Genomic DNA, 18,462 nt, shown 5'->3' with positions numbered 1-18,462 from the left:
CTCGGTACTGCCAGCGTCTTCCTGCGAGGACCCGGCCGCATATGGGCCGCAAGGGCTCGCGCAGGCCCTTTGGGCCCCTGCGCCGGTCCCGTCCGCGCGGTCGCGACGATGGTGTCGTCGGCGCGGGTTTCGGCCTGGTGGGCCATCGAGTCGGTCTCGGAGGTGACGCCGGTGTCCTTCTCGTCCTCGTCGGCCACCGTCAGTCCGCTGCTCCTGTGGTGAGCGAGCAGCCGTGCCATCTCAGCGGAGTCGGCGCAGGTAGGGGTCCTGGGGCCGACGCGGCACCAGCCGCACCCGCGCGTCGAGCACGGAGACGTCGGCCGTGGTCGCGAGCACGGGGTTGAAGTCGACCTCGGCGAGTTGCGGCAGGTCGGCCGCCATGCGGGACAGGCGCGACAGCAGCTCTTCCAGGCCCTCGAGGTCGGCCGGTCCGCTGCCGCGGGCTCCGAACAGCAGCGGGGCGCAGCGCGGTGCTGTGATCAGGTCGTGCACGTCGTGGTCGGTGAGCGGGGCCAGTCGGGCGGCGTGGTCGCCGAGGACCTCGGTGGCGGTGCCGCCGAGCCCGAACAGCACGAGCGGGCCGAAGACCTCGTCCTGGACGACACCCGCGAACAGTTCGGTGCCGCGCGCGGCGAGCGGCTGCACGACGACACCGGTGAGCAGCCCCGCGAACCGGGTGTCGAAGTCCCGGAAGGCGGCCCGGACCTGGGCGTCGCCCTGAAGGTCGAGGTGCACGGCACGCTGCTCGCTCTTGTGCACCAGTCCGGGCCAGTGGGCCTTCATGACCACCCGGCCGTCCGGGCCGCGCAGCCGCCGGGCCGCGAGGACCGCCTCGTCCTCGGTCTCCGCCCACGCCCACGGGAGCTGTGGGATGCCGTAGCAGCCCAGCAGGTCGGCGCAGGTGCGCGGGTCGAGCCAGCCGCCGTCCGGGTGCGCCGCCAGGTAGGTCTCGGCGATCTGCTGGGCGCGGGCGGTGTCGATGCCGTCGAGCTCCGGCACTGTGCCTACCGGCCGGGCGAGCCAGGCCGCGCGGCGTGCGGTGTGGGCCAGCGCCCGTGCCGCCGCCTCGGGTTCGGCGTAGGAGGGGATCGTGCCGCCGTCGGTGGCGGGCAGCAGCTTGACCGGCAGGTCCTGTTCGAGGCGTACCGCGGCGATCGGCTTGGCCCGGTGCGCGGGGGCGTCGGTGAGTGCCCGGACGAGGTCGTCGCCGGTCGCGGCGGCGACCGCCGTGGGCACGAGAGCCACCAGCACGGCGTCGACGCCGGGGTGGCGCATCAGCCGGCCCAGGCATTCCGCGAGCTGGTTCTCGGTGACGGCGGCGGTGGCGTCGACGGGGTTGCCGACCGCGGCGCCCCGCGGGAGCACGGAGAGCAGGTCGTCGACCACGTCCGGGGGGAGCTGCGGCAGGGCGAGTCCCGCCTCTGTGCAGGCGTCCGCGGCAAGTACGCCGGCACCGCCCGCGTTGGTGACGATCGCGACACGCGTTCCTGCGGGGAGCGGCTGGGAGTGCATCAGGGCGGCGGTTTCGAGGAGTTCGCCGACCGAGCGGGTGGCGGTGATGCCGGCCTGGGTGAACAGCGCCTGCCGGGTCATGGTGCGGGTGGCGGCCGCCGCCGTGTGCGAGGCGGCGGCACGCCGGCCCGCCTCGGTACGGCCCGCGTCCACGGTCAGGACCGGCATACGGCGGGTGACGCGACGCGCGGTGCGGGAGAACGCGCGCGGACTGCCGAAGGACTCCAGGTGCAGCAGCGCCAGTTCGGTGCGGCCGTCGCTCTCCCACCACTGGAGCATGTCGTTGCCGCTGACGTCGTACTTGTCGCCGAGGGAGGCGAACGACGACACCCCGATGCCGAGCCGGGACAGCCCGTCGAGCAGCGCGATGCCGACCCCGCCGGACTGCACGGCGACGCCTGCGGTCCCGGGGAGCGGGTGGTCGGCGGCGAAGGTGGCGTCCAGACGCAGGTCGGGGTCGGTGTTGGAGATGCCGAGGCAGTTGGGTCCCACCAGGCGCATGCCGTGGGTGCGGCACGTGGCCAGCAGCGTGTGCGCCTGGTCGGCGTCGAGGCCGGCGGTGACGACGAGCAGCGCCCGGACGCCGGCCTTGCCGCATTCCTCGGCGGTGGCCGGGACGGCGGCTGCGGGGACGGCCACGACCACCAGGTCGGGGGTCTTGGGCAGCGCGCTCACGGACGGGTACGACGGCACGCCGAGGATGTGGTGCACGCTGGGGTTCACTGCGAACAGGCGGTGGGTGTAGCCGCCCGCCTTCAGGTGGTGCAGGATCGCCCGTCCGACCGAGCCGGGTTTGCGTCCGGCGCCGAGGACGGCGACCGCGTTCGGGCGCAGCAGCGGCTCGAGGCTGGCCACGTCGGCGGCCCGGCCCCGGGCCTCCACGGCCGACAGATAGGTGTCGTCAGCGTCGAGCCGTATGGTGCAGCGCACCTCGGGCCCGTCGAATCGGCGGGCCGTGCGCAGGCCGAGGTCGGCGAAGAGCCGGAGTATCCGGCGGTTCTCGCTGAGCGCGTCGGCGGTGAAGGTGGTGATGCCCTCCGCCCGGGCTGTGGAGACCAGGTGCTCGACGAGCAGGGTGCCCACTCCGCGGTGGTGCAGACCGTCGCAGACGGCGATGGAGATCTCGGCGTCGTCCTCCTCCCCCGCCGTGTCGTACTCGGCGATCCCGATCACCTGACCGTGCGTCTCGGCCAGCAGGGCCCGGTAGCCGGGGTGTGCGGGGGCGCAGGCCCGGTCGGCGGCCAGGGCGGCGGACCGGGGGCTCAGCGAGAAGAACCGCAGACGGAGATTCTCGGGGGACATCTCCTCGTAGAGCGCCTGCACCCGGTCGTGGTCGGCCGGGGTCACGGGGCGGATGCACACGGTGGTGCCGTCCGCGAGCAGGGCGTGAACGGGCGGTCGGTTGAGCACGGCGTCCGACATCAGGGATCTCCTCCAGGCCTCTCGATGGTTCGAGCATCCAGCGGATCGAAGGGCGTCCCCATGGGCTGTCCGGGGACCGGCTTGGGGCCGGTCGGCCCTGACCTGCGGTGTCCAAGCGGAGTTCGGCCGGCAAGAGGAGCAACCGCTTTCCGATCTGCTGCTTCTGCTGATGGCGCAGGCACTCGGCGTCCTGACCGAGACGGCCTGCACGTGCCATGGCCTATGCCCGGAACGGCCGGGCGTGGTCGTCCTCCGCTCCGGCCATTGTTGATCAGGTGACTACTCGGACCGCGACGGCCGGCGGTCAGTCGGCGCACTCGACGTACTGGAGTACGGCACCATCAAGCGGGTCGCCGAGCGCCTGAACCCGCGGACGGTGCGGATCGCGGGGCTGTCCGAGCCGACCGGTCGTGACGACAAGCGCAGGGCCCGGCTGAACGTGATCGCCGCCGTCGACCGGCTACCAGCGCCCGCCGCGTGATCTGCAGGCCCGCGTCCCGGATCACGCGGCGATCCTGTGAGCCGGTCCCACGGACTTCAGGTCTTCCGCGGTACGACGGCGACGGGGCAGACGGCGTGGTGAAGCACCGTGTGGGCGACGCGGCCGAGTTGGAGGCCGTAGTGGCCCTCGCGGCGCCGAGCCCCTACGACGAGCAGGTCGGCGCCGGCCGAGGAGTCGAGCAGGACCTGGCGGGCGTGTCCCTCGACGGTGCGCGGGCGCACCTCGAGGTCGGCCGGGATGCGCCGCAGGGCCGCTTCCAGCACCTCCGCCGCCTGTTCCTCGCGCAGCCGGGCCGGTTCTCCCGCCGGCAGGGGGCGGTCGGTCGCCTCGTGCGCGGGGCGGCGCCAGGCCCGGACGGCCTCCAGCGGCACGCCGCGGCGACGTGCCTCCTCGACGGCGAAGCGCACCGCCTCCGCGTCCCCCTGCTTCTCGCCGACGCCCACGACGATGCGGCCGTGCCTGCCGGGTACGCCCCGGTTGTCGTGGCTGCCGCGCAGCACGATCACCGGGCAGTGCGCGTGGCCGGCCACCGTCACGCTGACGGATCCGAGCAGCGCATCGGCCAGGCTGCTTCGGCCCCGTGAGCCCAGGGCCACGGCAGCGGCGCTGCGGCTTTCCCGTACCAATGCGTACTCGGGTTCCTCCGGCAGCACGTCGGTGGTGACCTTCACGTCAGGTCGGCGGGTGCGGACCCGGCGTGCGGCGGTCTCGACGATGTCCTCGGCCATCACCTGGTCCGAGGGCGTGCCGAGATCCCGCGCAAGCGCGGTTCCTTCGTACCGTTCCCACAGCGAGGCGTACACCAGCCTGAGCGGCAGTCCCCGCAGGGCGGCTTCGTCGGCCGCCCAGTCGACCGCGCGCAGGCTCGGCTCGGACCCGTCGACGCCGACGACCAGGGGCAGTTCCATCGTCCTCACCATCCGGCGTCCAGGTCGAAGACGATCCGGGCCTTGATCTCGCCGCGCAGCACAGCATCGATGGACTCGTTCACGGAGGCGAGCGGCCGGGTCTCGTGGATGACCTTCGTGCGGCCGGCCGCGTGGAGCTGGAAGACCTCGGCGAGGTCCTGCCGTGTGCCCACGATGGAGCCGATCACGGACGTGCCGTTGAGGACGGTGTCGAAGATGGGGACCTGGATCGTGCCGTGCGCGGGCAGCGCCACCATGACGAGCTTTCCGCCGCGCCGCAGACCGGAGTTGACCGCCTCGAACGCGGCAGGGCTCACCGCGAGCGCGATCGCCGCGTGGGCGCCACCGTGCTTCCTCAGTTCCCTTCCGACGTCCTGCTTGCGGGCGTCGATGACGAGGTCGGCGCCGAGTTCCGCGGCGAGTTCGAGCTTGTCGTCGGTGACGTCGACGGCCGCGACGGTCGCCCCGGCGATCTTGGCGTACTGCAGGGCGAGGTGGCCGAGGCCGCCGACGCCGGAGATCGCGAGGAGTTGGGTGGGCCGGACGTCGGCGACTTTGAGGGCCTTGTAGGTGGTCACGCCCGCACAGGTCAGCGGGGCCGCCTCGAACGGGGTGACGCCCTCGGGCACGGGCTGGGCGAAGTCGGCCCAGGCCGCCATCTTCTCGGCGTAACCGCCGTCGCAGCCGTATCCGGTGTTGACCTGCCGCTCGCACAGCGTCTCCCAGCCGGACAGGCAGTGCTCGCACCGCCCGCACGCCCTGCCGAGCCACGGCACCGCGACGCGCTGCCCGAGGGACAGGTGGGTGACGCCCTCGCCGAGCTTCTCGACGACGCCGACTCCTTCGTGCCCGGGGACGAAGGGTGGGGTGGGCTTGACGGGCCAGTCGCCGTGGGCGGCGTGGATGTCGGTGTGGCACAGCCCGGAGGCCTCGACACGGATGCGGACCTGGCCGGGGCCGGGCTCGGGGTCGGGGCGTTCCTCGACGACCAGGGGCTCGCCGAAGGCTCGTACGACCGCTGCCTTCATGGTCTGTCCTCTCCTCTGGCGGGAGTGCGTCAGTCGTGGGCGACGACGGCGACAGGTGCGGTGGAGTGGTGCAGGACGGCGTGGGTGACGGTGCCGATGTGGGCGCCGACGGAGGAGCGGCGGATGCGGCGGCCGACGACGACCAGGGAAGCCTCCCGGGAGGCGTCGATCAGGAGGAGCGAGGGGCTGCCGTAGTGCGACTGCTCGACGACCTCGATGTCGGGGTACTTCTGCCGCCAGGGGCGCAGCACCTCGCTGAGGACTACGGCGTCCGCCTTCGCCATCTCCCGCTCGACCGCGGGTTCCACAGCCATGCCGTAGGCGTAGTAGGGAGGCGGGTTCCAGCCGTGCACGACGTGCAGCGGCACGTTCCGGCGGGCGGCGGCTTCGAAGGCGAAGCCGACCAGCGTCTCGTCGGGGCCGGCGACGTCTAGCCCGAGGACGACGGGACGGGAGGCCGTGGCCGCGGCGGGAACACCTGCCTCGTCCATCTCCTGCTCGTCGCCGCGGATCAGGACGACGGGACGCTCGGTGTGCGCCACGACCGCGAGGCCGACCGAGCCGACCAGGAAGCCGCCCAGGCCGCCCAGGCCGCGCGAACCGAGGACGAGCATGTCGGCGTCCTCGGCCACGTCGACCAGGACTTCGGCGGGACGTCCGGTGATCTGCTCGGTGGTCACCTCGACGCCCGGATGGCGCAGCCGCAGGCCCTCGGCGGCCTCGCGGGGGATCCTCCCCCAGCCTTCGGCCGGGGGTACCCCCATCTCGCTTCGCCCGGTCCGGTGCTGATGCGTCTCGGCGCCCGGAAGCGGGGCTTGGGCCATGGGCTCCGGGGCCGGCTCCCAGACCTGGACGAGCTTCACCGGCAGTCCGCGCAGTGTCGCCTCGCGGGCCGCCCATTCCGCCGCGGCGCGGCTCTCGGGCGAGCCGTCGAGACCCACGGTGATGGTGCGGGGCATTGTTCTCCACCTCCTGAATCGGGTCCCCGTGGGTCCCGATTCGAGCGTCGTGTTCATGGGGTTTTCAGGGCAGGGTGCGCTGTTCCTCAGGGGGCACGATGGGCCTCGTGCGCGGGTCGGCCGGGACGGGCCCGGGCGAGGGCCGTCACCGCCGCGCGCGGGTCAGTGCAGCCAGGTGTGGTCGCGAACGACCGGCAGCCGCGCCCACAGCCGGCCCAGGCCCCAGGTGGCGCCCGCGCCCGCTGCCGCCACGGCGATCAGCGCGGCAGCGTAGATGAGGTGGTAGTCGGCGAACGGATTCGTCGACATGCTCGGTGATCCGTCCGACAGGTGCCGGGCCGGCGGCCACTCGGCGATCCACATCAGCGCCATCATCGCCGTGCCCGCCACCGCGGCGGGCCGCAGCGCCACGCCGGAGATGACGGCCAGACCGATGCCGAGCAGGCCCAACATGAACAGCCAGTCCGCCCAGGTGTCGCCGGCCCAGGAGTGGAACGTCGACTCCATCGGCCCGGCGGCGACGGAACTGAGGAAGCCCTTCGTCGGCGATCCACCGTCGATCCAGCCCTTGCCGGACGCGGTCGCGTAACCGAGCCCGAAGGTCTTGTCCAGGAACGCCCACAGGAAGACGAACCCGGTCAGGATGCGCAGGGACGCCAGGGCGCAAGCCTGCGCGAAGTGCGCGTCGAGACGTGCCGAAACGGCGGATTGGGAGCCGGAGCCGGTCGGGTGCCGGCGGAAGGCGCCCGACAGCTGGAACCCCGTATTCCGGTGAGGGTGCTCGTGCACGGCCATGGTGGTGATCCCTTCGGAATGATGAATCCTCGTCTCCTGGACGTGTCTCACTTTCGTCCGATGCCTGACGTCACGCCGGATGCCGAAGGTCTCCATCCGTTGGGCTGAACGTCCCTGCGTCCAAGGTCCGTTCGGCTGACGGGTGGCGAGACGGGCAGGTGGAACAGCGGGCGGCTGTCGCGGTTCGCCACGGCGCCAGGGATGCCGAGCCTCGATGCGGCAGCTCATGCAGCCGGGGCCGTCCCGGCCACGGCCGAGTTCGGCACCGGCGATCGTGACGATCTCGGTGCCCTGCTTGCGCGGGCAGGTCACGACCCACGCGCCGCCCCGATGGTTCCGCTGCCGTAGGTCTGACAGCCCCGGCACGTCCCGTTTCCCGGTGCTTCTGGTCACAGGACAAGGCTCATTCGGTCCACGGCACGGTCCGCAATGCCCCATCGTCGGCACGGTGTCGAGCTCGACAATCGAGAGGGTGGGAGCTGCGGCCGGGCTCGCGACGCGGTGCGGACCGGTCGGCGGTGTCATGTCCTTGCGGCTCGTTCGAGACGGGGTGGTACTGCCGCACGCCCCGACAGCCGCGAGGACTTCCGCGTGAAGATCGTGTCGGGGAGGCACGATCTCGCGCCTCGGCCGCCGCCCTCACGGGGGCGGCGGCCGTCTTCGCTGCCTCTGCCTCGGGGCCGGACGGCCCTGCTCCGGACCCAATGGCCCCTCGTCCGGCCCGAGTCGGCGCCGCACGCTGGAGGTATCCGTTCGTACGCCCCGACCCGGAGGCCGGCCATGAACACCCCGAGCATGCCGCGCGCGCTGCCCACCCAGCACCGGCAACGGCTCATGCGTCTCGCCCGGGAGGTGTCCTTCCCGCAGGGGACGCGCATCTTCGACGAAGGCGCACGCGCGGACCGGTTCTGGATCATCCGCACCGGCTCCATCGAGCTCGACACACACGTACCCGGCCGGCGCCGCGCCGTCATCGAGATCCTCGGCCACAACGAACTCGTCGGACTGTCCTGGCTGTTCACGCCGCACGTGTGGCATCTGGGCGCCACAGCGGCGACACCGGTACGAGCCTACGAGTTCGACGCCTCGACCGTCCGCTCCCTCTGCCAGGACGACCCATCACTCGGCCAGGCCGTCACCCGGTGGGCCGGCGACGTACTGGCCCACCGCCTCCGCACCACCAGGACCCGGCTGCTGGACCTCTACGCGCCCTACGGCGCCGGAAGCGCCGTGTGAGCGGGCCGAACCGACGAAGGAGTCATCGTGTACAGGACCCCCTGGCCGCGCACCCGGATCGGGACGCCGAGGAAGGTGTTCATCGGCGGGTGGTTAGGGGGAAGCCGTACGATGCGGAGTGCTCGGAGAGCTTGGCCAGGCGCAGGGGCTCCGGGTGCCGGATCAGCTCTCCGAGGATGCCGTGGCCCTCCGGGTAGGGGCCGATCTGCGCGAGCTGCTCCTCGCCGACGCCGACCGTGGGGAACTCCGACAGTCTCTTGCCGTCGGGGCCGATCACGCCCAGCGCCGCGTACCCGGCCTGGAGGCTTCGGGCCCCGCCGTCTCAGTGCCCTTCCTGCCGCTGCCGGTCCTGGACCTGAGTGGCGATCACCGCGGCCTGGATACGGCGCTCGACGCCGAGCTTGGCCAGCAGGCGGGAGATGTGGTTCTTCACCGTCTTCTCGGCCAGGTACAGCCGCTGGCCGATCTGGCGGTTGGTCAGTCCCTCGCCGATCAGAGCCAGGATGTCCCGCTCCCGCTCGGTCAGGCCCTGCAGTTCGTCCGGCTGCTGTTCCTCCTGCCCGCCGCCGCGAAGCCGGGCCATCAGCTTGGTGGTGGCACTGGCATCGAGCAGGGACTGCCCGCCGGCCACGGTGCGCACGGCGGACACCAGGTCCGAGCCCTGGATCTGCTTCAGGACGTATCCGGACGCGCCCGCCATGATCGAGTCGAGCAGTGCCTCCTCGTCGTCGAAGGAGGTCAGCATGAGGCAGGCCAGCTCGGGCATGCGGGACCGGAGTTCCCGGCACACGGTCACGCCGTCGCCGTCGGGGAGACGGACATCCAGCACCGCCACCTGCGGGCGAAGCGCGGGCACCCGCACCAGTGCCTGCTCCACCGTGCCGGCCTCGCCGATCACCTCGATGTCCGGCTCGTCGTTCAGCAGGTCGCGCACTCCGCGCCGTACCACCTCGTGGTCGTCCAGCAGGAAGACCCGGATCGGGTTGCCGGTGCCGGGCTGCTCGCTGTCCGCCATCGAACTGCTCCTTGGTTCCGCGTTCCGCACCGATGTCCGCTCGTGGGCGGAATCGGCCCTCCGTACCGGGATCCTTTCTCGTATCCGGGCCGAAGGGCCAGGGCCGATCGGCCCTGTTGTCCACCCATAGTGGCCCGCGGCCATGAGACACCGCTGCCGCCACGGCGCGAAACGGCCCGTCGGCCCCCTGAGTAGCCACGTGTCACGGCCCCGACCTCCGGTAGGCCGAACGGGGCGCCGCACCGTCCAACCCGCATCCCGCCACTCCACCGGGTGAAGGTCCGACGACCACCCAGGTGCGCAGGGCCGACGGGACGGGGACAAGGGCCGAACGGCCCTGGCGTGAGGAGGTTCTGTCCGGTTCCAATGACCTGATCCCGCCTGTCCGTGGCTCCCGGCCGGTTGCCGCGGGCGGGAAACCGGTCACGTCTTGAAGGGATGACGCAGATGCCGTACCGGCGCACCGGCCGCGACCACAGGGACAGGCCGGGCAGCCGCCTCGCCGCCCCAGTCGAAGAAACGCAGCAGTGAGCAACGAAACCGTACGGAAGCCTTCCATGACCATCGACACCGCTCAGGCCCTCCCTGCCGGGCCGCGCCGGAGCATCGAGCTGGACAGCGCCGAAGCCCTGCGGCTGCTGGGTGGCGTGTCGTTCGGACGGATCGTCTTCACCCGCCACGCACTGCCGACCATCCGGCCCGTCAACCACGTCCTGGACAAGGGCGACATCGTCATCCGCACCCACGAGGGCGCGGCCCTGACCGCGCGCGCCGGGCAGGCCGACCGCCGGGGCGTCGTGGTGGCCTACGAGGCCGACGCCATCGACCCCGAGACACACCTCGGCTGGAGCGTGGTGGTCACCGGCTACGCGCACCTGGTGACCGACTCGGAGGAACTGGCCCGCTACCGGGCACTGCTCAGCCCCTGGGTGCACCGGGCCATGGACTACGCGGTACGCATCCGCCCGGATCTGATCACCGGCATCCGACTCACCATCGACGACGAGTCCGACGGCGCCTGATCGCGGTCCGGCCGCACCGTCATGCGGCGCGAGAACCCTCACAGGACTTCCCTCGCCGCCCGGTCGGCGGCCGTCAGACTCTCCGGATACCCGTCCGGGCCCGCCGTGGTGGTGCCGGGCGAGTCATGAATTCGTTCAGCGGGTGCCACGTCCGGGAACGTGGCGGCAGCGCGCGGGTGGAGCCTGGTCAGCGGACGACATCGAACACGTTCTTCTGCAGGCCGTTGGCGTACGCCTCGTGCTCGACCAGCTTCAGCTTCTGGGTGTCCTTGTCCGTGGTGCTGAACAGGCGCTTGCCCGCTCCGAGCAGGAGCGGGAAGACGAGCAGGTGGTAGCGGTCGATCAGGCCGGCGTCCGAAAGGCTCTGGTGCAGGGCACTGCTGCCGTGGATGATGATCGGGCCGCCGTCGGTCTCCTTCAGCGTGGCGACCTCGTCGAGCGAGCGCAGGATCGTGGTCTCGCCCCAGTTCGACACCAGGTCGTCCTCGGTGAGCGTGGTGGAGACGACGTACTTCGGCATCACCTTGTAGCCGGCGAAATCCTCCATGTCCGGCCATACCGGGCTGAACGCCTCATAGCTGGTCCGGCCCATCAACATCGCGGTGGCTTCCTTCTGCTCCCGGCCCTTGATGTCGAACGCCTCGGGGAGGAAGTCGACGTCCTTGAAGGTCCACCCGGAGTTCCGGTAGCCGGGTTCGCCGCCCGGAGCCTCCACGACGCCATCGAGCGAGATGAAGGCTGTGCTGATCAGGGTACGCATCTGAGGTTCCTCCGTGCCTTGCGGTTGCTTCACCGGATCAGACGGCGCACCGCGCCGGAACTCATCGCCGTCGGACGTGGATTTCCAAAAAGGTTTCGGTCGCGCCTTGGGATCGCGGTCGGAGTCGCGGTGCGGTCCGACATCACCGGCCGCTCATGTCAGCCGCGTCACCGCTCGCGCCCGCGGCGTCGAGCAGGTGATCGGCCACCGTACGTGCGCCGTCGTCGCCGATGAGGACGGTGTAGTGGTTGACGTCGGCCACCCGGTGCGTCGTCAGCCGGGTGGGGTCGAGGCCCGCAGCGGCCAGCCGCTGCTCGTCGTACAGTCCCGGCGGCTCGTTCATCATGCCGCGGTCAGCCCACAAGAGCCGTGTGGGAAGCTTCAGTCGACGTACCGCACCCAGTACCGCGGGGTCGCGCAGCACCTGCGTGCCGTCGAGCCGCACGGCTTCGCGGACGCAGGACGAGTGCAGTCGGGGCTCCGTGCCGACGAGGTCCCGTTGGATGTAAGCGTCCACCCACGGCGACCACGCGCCGGCAAAGGCCGGATGATCCCGCCAGTAGTCGCGGTAGGCCTGCCGGTCGGGGAACGTCATGGTCAGCCGGCGCATCGCCGGGCCGATGACGGCGTCGAGCAGCGCGTCCGGGTCCGGGTGGGGCGGTACGGGGAATCCGAGCCCGCCGTCGACGAGGACGAGCGAGGCGAATCTCGTGGGACGGTGCACGCCGGTGAACGCGCTGACGAAGGCGCCCATCGAGTGGCCGGTGAGCACCGCGCCCTGCAGCCCGAACGCGTCGGCGATCGCGGCCATGTCCGCGGCGTGCGCGGCGATGCCATACGGGCCGGGCAGCGACCGGCTGCCGCCCCGGCCGCGCAGGTCGGGCGCCATCAAGGTGGCCCGGCCCGCGAGGTGGTGGGCGACCCTGGCCCAGGAGAGTGCGTTGGCGGTGATGCCGTGCGCGGCGAGCACGACGGGGGCGCCCGGATCGGCCGCGGGCCAGCGCAGCACGGCGAGTTCGCCGCCGCTGACGGGCACGCGCAGTTCTTCGTACGGATCGGTCTCCGGCGTGGCCGCGGGGCGGGGGGTCTCGGCGTGACGCGTCATTTTCGAACGACTCCTCGTCTTGTGCCGTACCGATGTGCGATCGTCCGGTCGCGTGTCGCGCACGATATCGTCCGGCGAGCAGCTCCGACATATGGTCGGTACACGCAGGTGGCCTCGGGGTCGTGTGGTCAGTCAACGGGGTGTTCCACGTGGGCCGCGCCGATCGCGGGGCGGCGCGGCCGGCCCGTGGGTGGTCAGCCTGTGACCAGCGTCCAGTGCATGTCGTGCAGGGTCTGCCCGATCGGCACGTAGTACACGCCGGCCAAGCACCACGGCGTCCTGCGGTGACCGTCGAGCACGGTGTCCCGGTTGTAGGCGGGCGGGCAGGTGACCGTCCGGTCGAGGGCTGTGATCATTCCGCGCGCCTCGTCGGCCGTGTGGTTGCGCACGCTGGCGAAGACCGGTCCGCCGCTGTCGCCGTTGATCGCCGCCACACCGCCCGGAGTCGCAGAGGTGGCGTAGGCGAGGTCGACATCGGGGCGGTAGACGTGGTTCGGTCCGGTGACGCCGATGTCGGTCTGGGCGATGCGCACACCGCAGTGGACGCCGCCGTTGGCGCCGTCGGTGCACACGTAGTCGCCGACGTTGTTGTGGCCCCAGCCGACGACGGGTTTGGCGTAACCGTCGGTGCGGCTTGCAGGACCGTCGTAGAGCCGGCCGCGGACCCGCTGCGAGGCAGGCTTGATACCCACCACATCGTCCTGTGCGGACCGCTGGGAGGCGTCGGTGGTGCCGACGAGGTCGCCGCCCCACCAGGTGGTCCACCGGCCGCCGGCGGCCGAGCCGCAGTGGTAGGCGGACATCAGCATGTACTGCCCCTTGGCGTTCTTGACGCCGAAGGAGCCGGAGCAGATGCCGCCGGTGGGGTTGCTCAGCGCCGAGGCTCCGGTCCAGGGCGAGCGGTCGTGCTGCCGGGAGGCCAGGTCCACGCTCTGCAATCGGTGTATCGCGACGGTGTGCACCCCCGCCAGCCGGTCGGCGGCCGCCGCGACCCGTCGAGAAACGTTTCCCTCCGTGACCGCCATGGGGCTGTTCGCCCGGCCGGCGGTGCTGTCGTAGCCGACCTCCAGACCGCTGCCGTCCACCGCAGGCGCGATGCTGGTGATGTGGACGGGGTGCTCGACCCCTGCGACCCGCAGGTTCATGGAGGTGCGGCCGCGCAGCAACTTCGTGCGGGCGGCGTGGAGTTCGGCCTTGGAGTAGCGGGCGGCTGTGACCTCGGCGGTCACTCCGGAGGGCAGATGGGCGAGGATGCGCCGGACCCGCTGGGGCGGGGTGCCCTTCCAGTACAGGCGCAGGTGGTTGTGGTCGGGGTCGACCTCGATGTCGGCGAAGCCGGGTATGCGCGCCCGGTCGGACTCGGAGAGCCCTTGAGTGATCCGGCCGGCGACGGCGTCGAGTACCTGCTGGCGGTCGTCGATCCGCGCGGCTGCCCGTGCGGCCGGAGCAGGGGAGGCGCCTGCCGGGGCCGGAACGACGAACGGCGCGGCGGCTGCGAGGGCCGCGGCGGGCACGAGGATGGTCATCCATCTGTGGCGTGCAGCGTGTTTCATGTACCGGTGTCCCTCTGCTCAAATCCGGCGTGACGCGAGCATGCTCTTACGCTGAAGGTGCGGCAGGCAAAGCGGAAGTGCCCGCTCCTGCGCCGTTCGCCCAAGGATCGCCGGCAGGTCAGGTGCCGCCTGCCTTCCACCAGTTCGGGGCGGCGTTCATGACCTGCTGTGGTGAAGAACAACGAGTCCCTGCTCGCAAGCCGGTTGGGGAAGCCGCCGTGGGCGGATGCGTACGGCACGGTGCTGCCGTTGTCGGCGAGCGAGGCGAGCACCGAAGGCTGTGGTCGCCCGTGCTCTGACGGACGGAGGCCGCTCAGCGCAGTACGGCCGCCAGCAGGTCGGCGCCCAGCGCCGTCACATCGGGCAGCCTGAGGGTGTAACGGACGTAACGACCGTGCCGCCGAGCGGTGAGCAGGCCCGCGCGGCGCAGGACGGCGAGGTGGCGGGAGACCTCCGGGGGTGAGAGGTCCCAGAAGTGGGCCAGCTCGCCGGTGGTGTGCGGGCCGCGGGCCAGGGTGCGCAGCAGCCGCAACCGTACCGGATGCGCGAGCGCCTCCAGCCGGAGCGTGACCGTCTCCAGAGAGACCGGCTCCGACGGACTCGGCTCGGCGACGGGGTACTGCACCACCGGATGCCACCCGGGCGCGTGGACCGCCACCAGGTGCGGGCGGCCGAAGACGCTGGGGATGAAGGTGACCCCGGCGCCACGGGCGGCGGTCGCCTTGTCCTGCACCTTGTCCACGACGATGCAGTCGCCGTCCGGTGCCAGGGTGACCGCGCCGGAGACCGAAGCGAGTGCCGCCCCGATGCCGTGGCGCCTGAGCAGTTCGTTCTTCAGGCGCAGATCGGTGGCGAGCTGCACCGCTATGTCCGTCCAGGCGGCGTCGAAGAAGGCCTCGGCGCACTCCTCGAGGGTGTGACGCACCCGCGCCCGCACCGCGGCCGGGTCCGCGAGCAGCCGTTCCGCGAACGCCTCCTGCAGCGCGCCGCGGGCCTGGGCGACGTCCAGGGCCCGCTCGCGCGCGGCCCCATCGGTGAGAGGCGACCTCCCGCGGAAATGGACCCGATTGCTGCCGCACGTGGTGACGAGCGCGGCGGTCACATACGTCTCGTCGTCGATCCGGTCCACGTCGTCCAGTTCCTCGGCGAGGGTCGGCCGGGGCCGCGCGGGGATCAGGAAGTCGGCCTGTGAGGAACGCCAGAGGAACTCCGCCTCCCTGAGCCGCTCGGCCAGCTCCGGCCGCAGCCCGGCCCAGACGTCCGCGGCCCAGCTCGCGAACTGCGGGTGGTGACCGGGTTCGGCCAGCACGTGCAGCATCGCGGTCAGCTCGGCCAGCGGGGAGGCGGCGAACCGCACTCGCTCGGACGGCAGACTGCCGATGTCGATCCTCAGCGTCATCCCCACATCATCACCGACCGTACGGCCGGCGACGGCGTCGATTGACGATGTGCGTCAACCGACATGCCCTGTCCCAGCGGCCGAACGCACCGTCTGACGCCATGGCAACCATCACCGGCATCCAGCCCCGCGCCCTCGTCCGCGCCTCCGGAGGCCCCCGTTATGCCGTCGCGCTGGCCGTGGACGCCCTCGGCACCGGCCTGCTACGGCCCTTTCTGCTGCTCTACGGCGTGACGGTACTGAGGCTGTCGGGGCCGGCCACGGGCATCGCCATGACGGCCGGTGTCGTCGCGGGTCTGGTGTGCATGCCTGCGGTGGGCCGATGGCTGGACCGGGGCGCCCGCAGTACGGTCGTGGCGGCGTCGATGCTGGTGCGGGTGCTGGGCGTGGCGCTGCTGCTGGCCACCCCGGCGGGGCACGCCGGGCTGTTCGCGACGGCGGCGCTCTTCCTCGGCATCGGCAACCAGGCATGGCCGGCCGCCCACGCGGCTGTCGTGGCCACGCTCGCCCACGGTCGGGAACGCGACGCCGCGCTTGCGGGAGGCCGCGCCCTGCGCAACGCCGCACTGGGCGCGGGCGCGCTCCTCGCCACCGCGTGTCTGGCGGGCGGCACCACCGCGCTGCGGGCGCTGGCAGCCGTCACCGGGCTCGCCTATCTCACCGCAGCGGTCCTGGCGTGGTCGGTCCGCCTGCACGCCCATCCGGCCGCCGCTCCGGTCGAGGACGGGGAGGAGGCGCCCGCACCCCGGATGCTCGCGCTGCTTGCCGCCAACGTGGTCTACGTCTTCTGCCTCAACGTTCCCGAGATCGCGCTCTCGCTGGTCCTGGTGACGCAGTTGCACGCGTCCCCGGTGTGGTCGGCAGTCGTCTTCGTGGCGAACACGGTGCTGGTCGTCACCCTGCAGGTGCCGGTCACCGTCCTCATGTCCCGCTTCTCCCGGCGGACGGTGCTGGCCCTTTCCGGCGTGGTGCTGGCCGCGTCCTACCTCGGCTTCCTCGCGGCCACCTCACTGGGACACGGCTGGGGTACACCGGCCGTCGCCGTGGTCTCCGTGGTCTGCACGATCGGCGAGATCATCTACGCCGGCAGCGCCACCGCGCTCGTCACCGCGCTCGCCCCGGCCCGTGTCCTGGGGCGCGCCCTCGCCCGCTTCCAGCTCTCCACCGGCTTCGGCCTCGCCGTCTCCCCGGCGGTCATCACCGCTCTCGCACCGCTCGGCCCGGCCGCCCTCTGGGGCAGCCTCGCGGCTGCGACGCTCCTGTCCGCCTCCGCCGTGGCAAGCGAGAAGGATCAAGGAACGCGGGTCAGCGGTTGCGGGTGCCGGGCGCGAGCAGGCTCTTGAGCGGACGACCGCGCGGTCGAAACGCGCAGGCGGCCCAGGAGACTGCTGCGGTTGAGTGACAGGAGCAGGGCTCCACAAGGATGTTCACGATGTGCCGAGTCGATTCTCTTAACTTCTTCTGAGATTCGATGTATCGCGCAGCGGGCGGTCGCCTGCGTCCGCCACCCATGGAGGTCATCGAATGAATCTTCGTCCCTGGGTTGCAGCGCCGCTGGCGGGTGCGGCTATCGCCCTCTCGTCTCCGTCGGCCGGCGTGGCTGCGCAGGCGTCCGCACGGCACGTGTCCGGCTCCCTGAGGCTTTATGAAGGGGACGGTCACCACGGTCACCACAATCCCTGGCGTCACTGCTACAGCCGGCGCCGTGTCGTGCTCATCGACAAGAGCCTGAGGGCGATTCTGACCAACGGCCGGCGTGGGCCTGAGGCTCTCGTCCTCCAAGGCTCCTCGTCCTCGTCCTCGTCGCCGAGGGCACCGTGGGACAGCTTTACCGTCTCGACGTATCTGGACGTCAATTATCCCACCCAGACCACCGCCCAGTACGAGTTCGCGATTCGTGACTTCTTCAGGGTGCACCCGCTCTTCGTCGTGAAGGCCTTCGACCGCCACACGCGAGCCTTTCCCTTCCCGGCCGCCCACTGCGACGAGGACTACGGGGACTGGGGGGAGCATGGGCACCGCGGGGACGGGGACCGGGGCGAGCGGGGGCACCACGGGGACCATGGGGACCGTGCTCGTTCGCATGGCGGTACAACTGCTGGTGGGGGTGGCTCGTCCGGCCACCCGTTGCCTCGGAAGGAGGACCACCATCCCAACAGCCAGGGTGAGCAGAAGACTTTCGCCCCCGGGGGAGCCGTTCCCGCTGCTCCGCGCGATACCGTGGCTGCCGGCTGGAACGCCTGCCTTCTGAGCGCCGACCACATCCTGATCGCGACTGGCGCTTTGCTGATGGTCATGGGAATGCTGGCCGTGGCCTGGCTTCGCCGACGCCGTTCTGCCGAGTGACACCCGGCCGGAAGCCGTTACTCGTCGCCGGAGATCTCCCAGTCGGACTGGTCGGGAGGAACTGCTGCTTCCGGCGGTGATGCCGTGTCCGAAGGACTGGGGGTGCCCGAGGGGCTGGGGGTGCCCGACGGGCTTGGTGTGTCGGAGGGGCTCGGCGTGTCCGAGGGACTGGCTGTGTCCGAGGGCGCGTCGGAGGGGCTCGGGCGGGGGTCGTGGGGGCAGATCCAAAACGGGCTTTTGATTCCGTAGCTCAGGCCCCACTCCCTGTCGCAGCCGCCCCGGTAGATCCCCACCCAGCCGCAGTAGGGGCCGCCGTAACTGTGACAGCGGTGCACTGACAGCCGCGGGCTCGGATCCGTGAAGGACGGCTGGGGAGATTCCGTTTCGCTCCACGACATACGGGGGGTGCTGCTGACCGTGCGGACCTGCGTGGCAACGGGACTCCGGTGAATCCAGTCGGTGAAGAAGAGGGGCAGGCCGATGGCTGAGGCGGTGGCCGCCACCGTCGATGCAGCGAGAGCGCAGCGGATCAGACGCATGACTGTTCCTCTCGGCTTGTGGTCTGTGGCAGGGGTGGACGAACTCTGTGCACGGGCGCGGCCGCTGTGAGCACTGGAGCTGAAATTATGGTTTGGAGATCGCCTCGACAACCAGCGAACTGCCAGTCAGGTGGCCTTGCTCCGGTTTATTCACTCGAAGAGTCTCGCCTCGGCCTGCTTTCACCGGCTTGGCGCCGTCCGTCTCGAAGACCGTGTCGGACGGCGGGGCGACCGGACGGTCCGGACGACCCGCGCCCTCCGCAACATGCCGCGGCACTAGGGTCCGTCTTCAAAGATCACCTCGTGGTAGATCATGGTGGGTGTGATACGCCGCCATGAACTCACCGATCACGAGTGGGAG

14 protein-coding genes and 2 pseudogenes are annotated in these 18,462 nt (G+C 71.4%); 4 read left to right on the top strand and 12 right to left on the bottom strand.

Annotation, left to right across the window (positions count from 1 at the left end; all coding sequences use genetic code 11):
* Window positions 1-240 precede the first annotated feature (240 nt).
* The 6 genes and pseudogenes from ACZ4SW_RS33870 to ACZ4SW_RS33845 all read right to left on the bottom strand — a co-directional run.
* On the bottom strand, window positions 241-2,934 hold the full coding sequence (locus ACZ4SW_RS33870; RefSeq protein ID WP_468252898.1) for a bifunctional acetate--CoA ligase family protein/GNAT family N-acetyltransferase: 2,694 nt from the start codon (window positions 2,932-2,934) through the stop codon (window positions 241-243).
* Between the two features lie 537 nt (window positions 2,935-3,471).
* The gene (locus ACZ4SW_RS33865; RefSeq protein ID WP_468252897.1) at window positions 3,472-4,344 is read right to left on the bottom strand and encodes a universal stress protein; all 873 of its coding nucleotides are present in this window, start codon (window positions 4,342-4,344) and stop codon (window positions 3,472-3,474) included.
* 5 nt (window positions 4,345-4,349) lie between these two features.
* The gene (locus ACZ4SW_RS33860) at window positions 4,350-5,372 is read right to left on the bottom strand and encodes a zinc-dependent alcohol dehydrogenase (RefSeq protein WP_468252895.1); all 1,023 of its coding nucleotides are present in this window, start codon (window positions 5,370-5,372) and stop codon (window positions 4,350-4,352) included.
* Window positions 5,373-5,401: 29 nt separating this feature from the next.
* Window positions 5,402-6,331 carry a universal stress protein gene (locus ACZ4SW_RS33855; RefSeq protein ID WP_468252894.1) on the bottom strand — a complete coding sequence of 310 codons (930 nt, stop codon included), beginning with the start codon at window positions 6,329-6,331 and terminating at the stop codon, window positions 5,402-5,404.
* A 162-nt stretch (window positions 6,332-6,493) separates the two neighbouring features.
* A complete protein-coding gene (locus ACZ4SW_RS33850) occupies window positions 6,494-7,126 on the bottom strand; it encodes a hypothetical protein (protein ID WP_468252955.1) in 633 nt (210 codons plus the stop codon).
* A gap of 225 nt (window positions 7,127-7,351) precedes the next feature.
* Window positions 7,352-7,564: pseudogene (locus ACZ4SW_RS33845) on the bottom strand (hypothetical protein); the annotation flags it as partial.
* A gap of 342 nt (window positions 7,565-7,906) precedes the next feature.
* Between ACZ4SW_RS33845 and ACZ4SW_RS33840 the strand changes: the two are divergent.
* Window positions 7,907-8,362, top strand: a complete 456-nt coding sequence (locus tag ACZ4SW_RS33840) for a cyclic nucleotide-binding domain-containing protein (protein WP_468252893.1) — start codon at window positions 7,907-7,909, stop codon at window positions 8,360-8,362.
* Window positions 8,363-8,409: 47 nt separating this feature from the next.
* Here ACZ4SW_RS33840 and ACZ4SW_RS33835 read toward each other — a convergent pair.
* Together ACZ4SW_RS33835 and ACZ4SW_RS33830 are read right to left on the bottom strand one after the other, a co-directional pair.
* Window positions 8,410-8,660: pseudogene (locus tag ACZ4SW_RS33835) on the bottom strand (GAF domain-containing protein); the annotation flags it as partial.
* A gap of 24 nt (window positions 8,661-8,684) precedes the next feature.
* Entirely contained in the window at window positions 8,685-9,377 is a 693-nt protein-coding gene (locus ACZ4SW_RS33830) for a response regulator (RefSeq protein ID WP_468252891.1), read from the bottom strand.
* Between the two features lie 557 nt (window positions 9,378-9,934).
* Here ACZ4SW_RS33830 and ACZ4SW_RS33825 point away from each other — a divergent pair.
* On the top strand, window positions 9,935-10,399 hold the full coding sequence (locus tag ACZ4SW_RS33825) for a pyridoxamine 5'-phosphate oxidase family protein (protein ID WP_468252890.1): 465 nt from the start codon (window positions 9,935-9,937) through the stop codon (window positions 10,397-10,399).
* A gap of 187 nt (window positions 10,400-10,586) precedes the next feature.
* Here ACZ4SW_RS33825 and ACZ4SW_RS33820 read toward each other — a convergent pair whose 3' ends face one another.
* The 4 genes from ACZ4SW_RS33820 to ACZ4SW_RS33805 form a co-directional block, all read right to left on the bottom strand.
* The gene (locus tag ACZ4SW_RS33820; protein WP_468252889.1) at window positions 10,587-11,159 is read right to left on the bottom strand and encodes a dihydrofolate reductase family protein; all 573 of its coding nucleotides are present in this window, start codon (window positions 11,157-11,159) and stop codon (window positions 10,587-10,589) included.
* 142 nt (window positions 11,160-11,301) lie between these two features.
* On the bottom strand, window positions 11,302-12,264 hold the full coding sequence (locus ACZ4SW_RS33815) for an alpha/beta hydrolase (protein ID WP_468252887.1): 963 nt from the start codon (window positions 12,262-12,264) through the stop codon (window positions 11,302-11,304).
* 194 nt (window positions 12,265-12,458) lie between these two features.
* Window positions 12,459-13,790, bottom strand: a complete 1,332-nt coding sequence (locus ACZ4SW_RS33810; protein WP_468252886.1) for a chymotrypsin family serine protease — start codon at window positions 13,788-13,790, stop codon at window positions 12,459-12,461.
* Window positions 13,791-14,130: 340 nt separating this feature from the next.
* Window positions 14,131-15,216 (bottom strand): DUF5937 family protein, encoded by a 1,086-nt coding sequence (locus tag ACZ4SW_RS33805; RefSeq protein ID WP_468252885.1) that lies wholly within the window; start codon window positions 15,214-15,216, stop codon window positions 14,131-14,133.
* A 101-nt stretch (window positions 15,217-15,317) separates the two neighbouring features.
* Between ACZ4SW_RS33805 and ACZ4SW_RS33800 the strand changes: the two genes are divergently transcribed.
* Window positions 15,318-16,559, top strand: a complete 1,242-nt coding sequence (locus ACZ4SW_RS33800; protein WP_468252883.1) for an MFS transporter — start codon at window positions 15,318-15,320, stop codon at window positions 16,557-16,559.
* Between the two features lie 181 nt (window positions 16,560-16,740).
* Window positions 16,741-17,562 (top strand): hypothetical protein, encoded by an 822-nt coding sequence (locus ACZ4SW_RS33795; protein ID WP_468252881.1) that lies wholly within the window; start codon window positions 16,741-16,743, stop codon window positions 17,560-17,562.
* Window positions 17,563-18,462 lie beyond the last annotated feature (900 nt).

The organism is Streptomyces sp. NPDC028331 (genome assembly GCF_055565775.1).
Note: the sequence above shows the minus strand (reverse complement) of the source record. Positions and strands in the feature narration are given on the sequence as shown.

Coding starts and splice junctions, on each gene's coding strand:
- ACZ4SW_RS33870 (WP_468252898.1), bottom strand. CDS start 2,934: ATGTCGGACGCCGTGCTCAACCGACCGCCCGTTCACGCCCTGCTCGCG.
- ACZ4SW_RS33865 (WP_468252897.1), bottom strand. CDS start 4,344: ATGGAACTGCCCCTGGTCGTCGGCGTCGACGGGTCCGAGCCGAGCCTG.
- ACZ4SW_RS33860 (WP_468252895.1), bottom strand. CDS start 5,372: ATGAAGGCAGCGGTCGTACGAGCCTTCGGCGAGCCCCTGGTCGTCGAG.
- ACZ4SW_RS33855 (WP_468252894.1), bottom strand. CDS start 6,331: ATGCCCCGCACCATCACCGTGGGTCTCGACGGCTCGCCCGAGAGCCGC.
- ACZ4SW_RS33850 (WP_468252955.1), bottom strand. CDS start 7,126: ATGGCCGTGCACGAGCACCCTCACCGGAATACGGGGTTCCAGCTGTCG.
- ACZ4SW_RS33840 (WP_468252893.1), top strand. CDS start 7,907: ATGAACACCCCGAGCATGCCGCGCGCGCTGCCCACCCAGCACCGGCAA.
- ACZ4SW_RS33830 (WP_468252891.1), bottom strand. CDS start 9,377: ATGGCGGACAGCGAGCAGCCCGGCACCGGCAACCCGATCCGGGTCTTC.
- ACZ4SW_RS33825 (WP_468252890.1), top strand. CDS start 9,935: ATGACCATCGACACCGCTCAGGCCCTCCCTGCCGGGCCGCGCCGGAGC.
- ACZ4SW_RS33820 (WP_468252889.1), bottom strand. CDS start 11,159: ATGCGTACCCTGATCAGCACAGCCTTCATCTCGCTCGATGGCGTCGTG.
- ACZ4SW_RS33815 (WP_468252887.1), bottom strand. CDS start 12,264: ATGACGCGTCACGCCGAGACCCCCCGCCCCGCGGCCACGCCGGAGACC.
- ACZ4SW_RS33810 (WP_468252886.1), bottom strand. CDS start 13,790: ATGACCATCCTCGTGCCCGCCGCGGCCCTCGCAGCCGCCGCGCCGTTC.
- ACZ4SW_RS33805 (WP_468252885.1), bottom strand. CDS start 15,216: ATGACGCTGAGGATCGACATCGGCAGTCTGCCGTCCGAGCGAGTGCGG.
- ACZ4SW_RS33800 (WP_468252883.1), top strand. CDS start 15,318: ATGGCAACCATCACCGGCATCCAGCCCCGCGCCCTCGTCCGCGCCTCC.
- ACZ4SW_RS33795 (WP_468252881.1), top strand. CDS start 16,741: ATGAATCTTCGTCCCTGGGTTGCAGCGCCGCTGGCGGGTGCGGCTATC.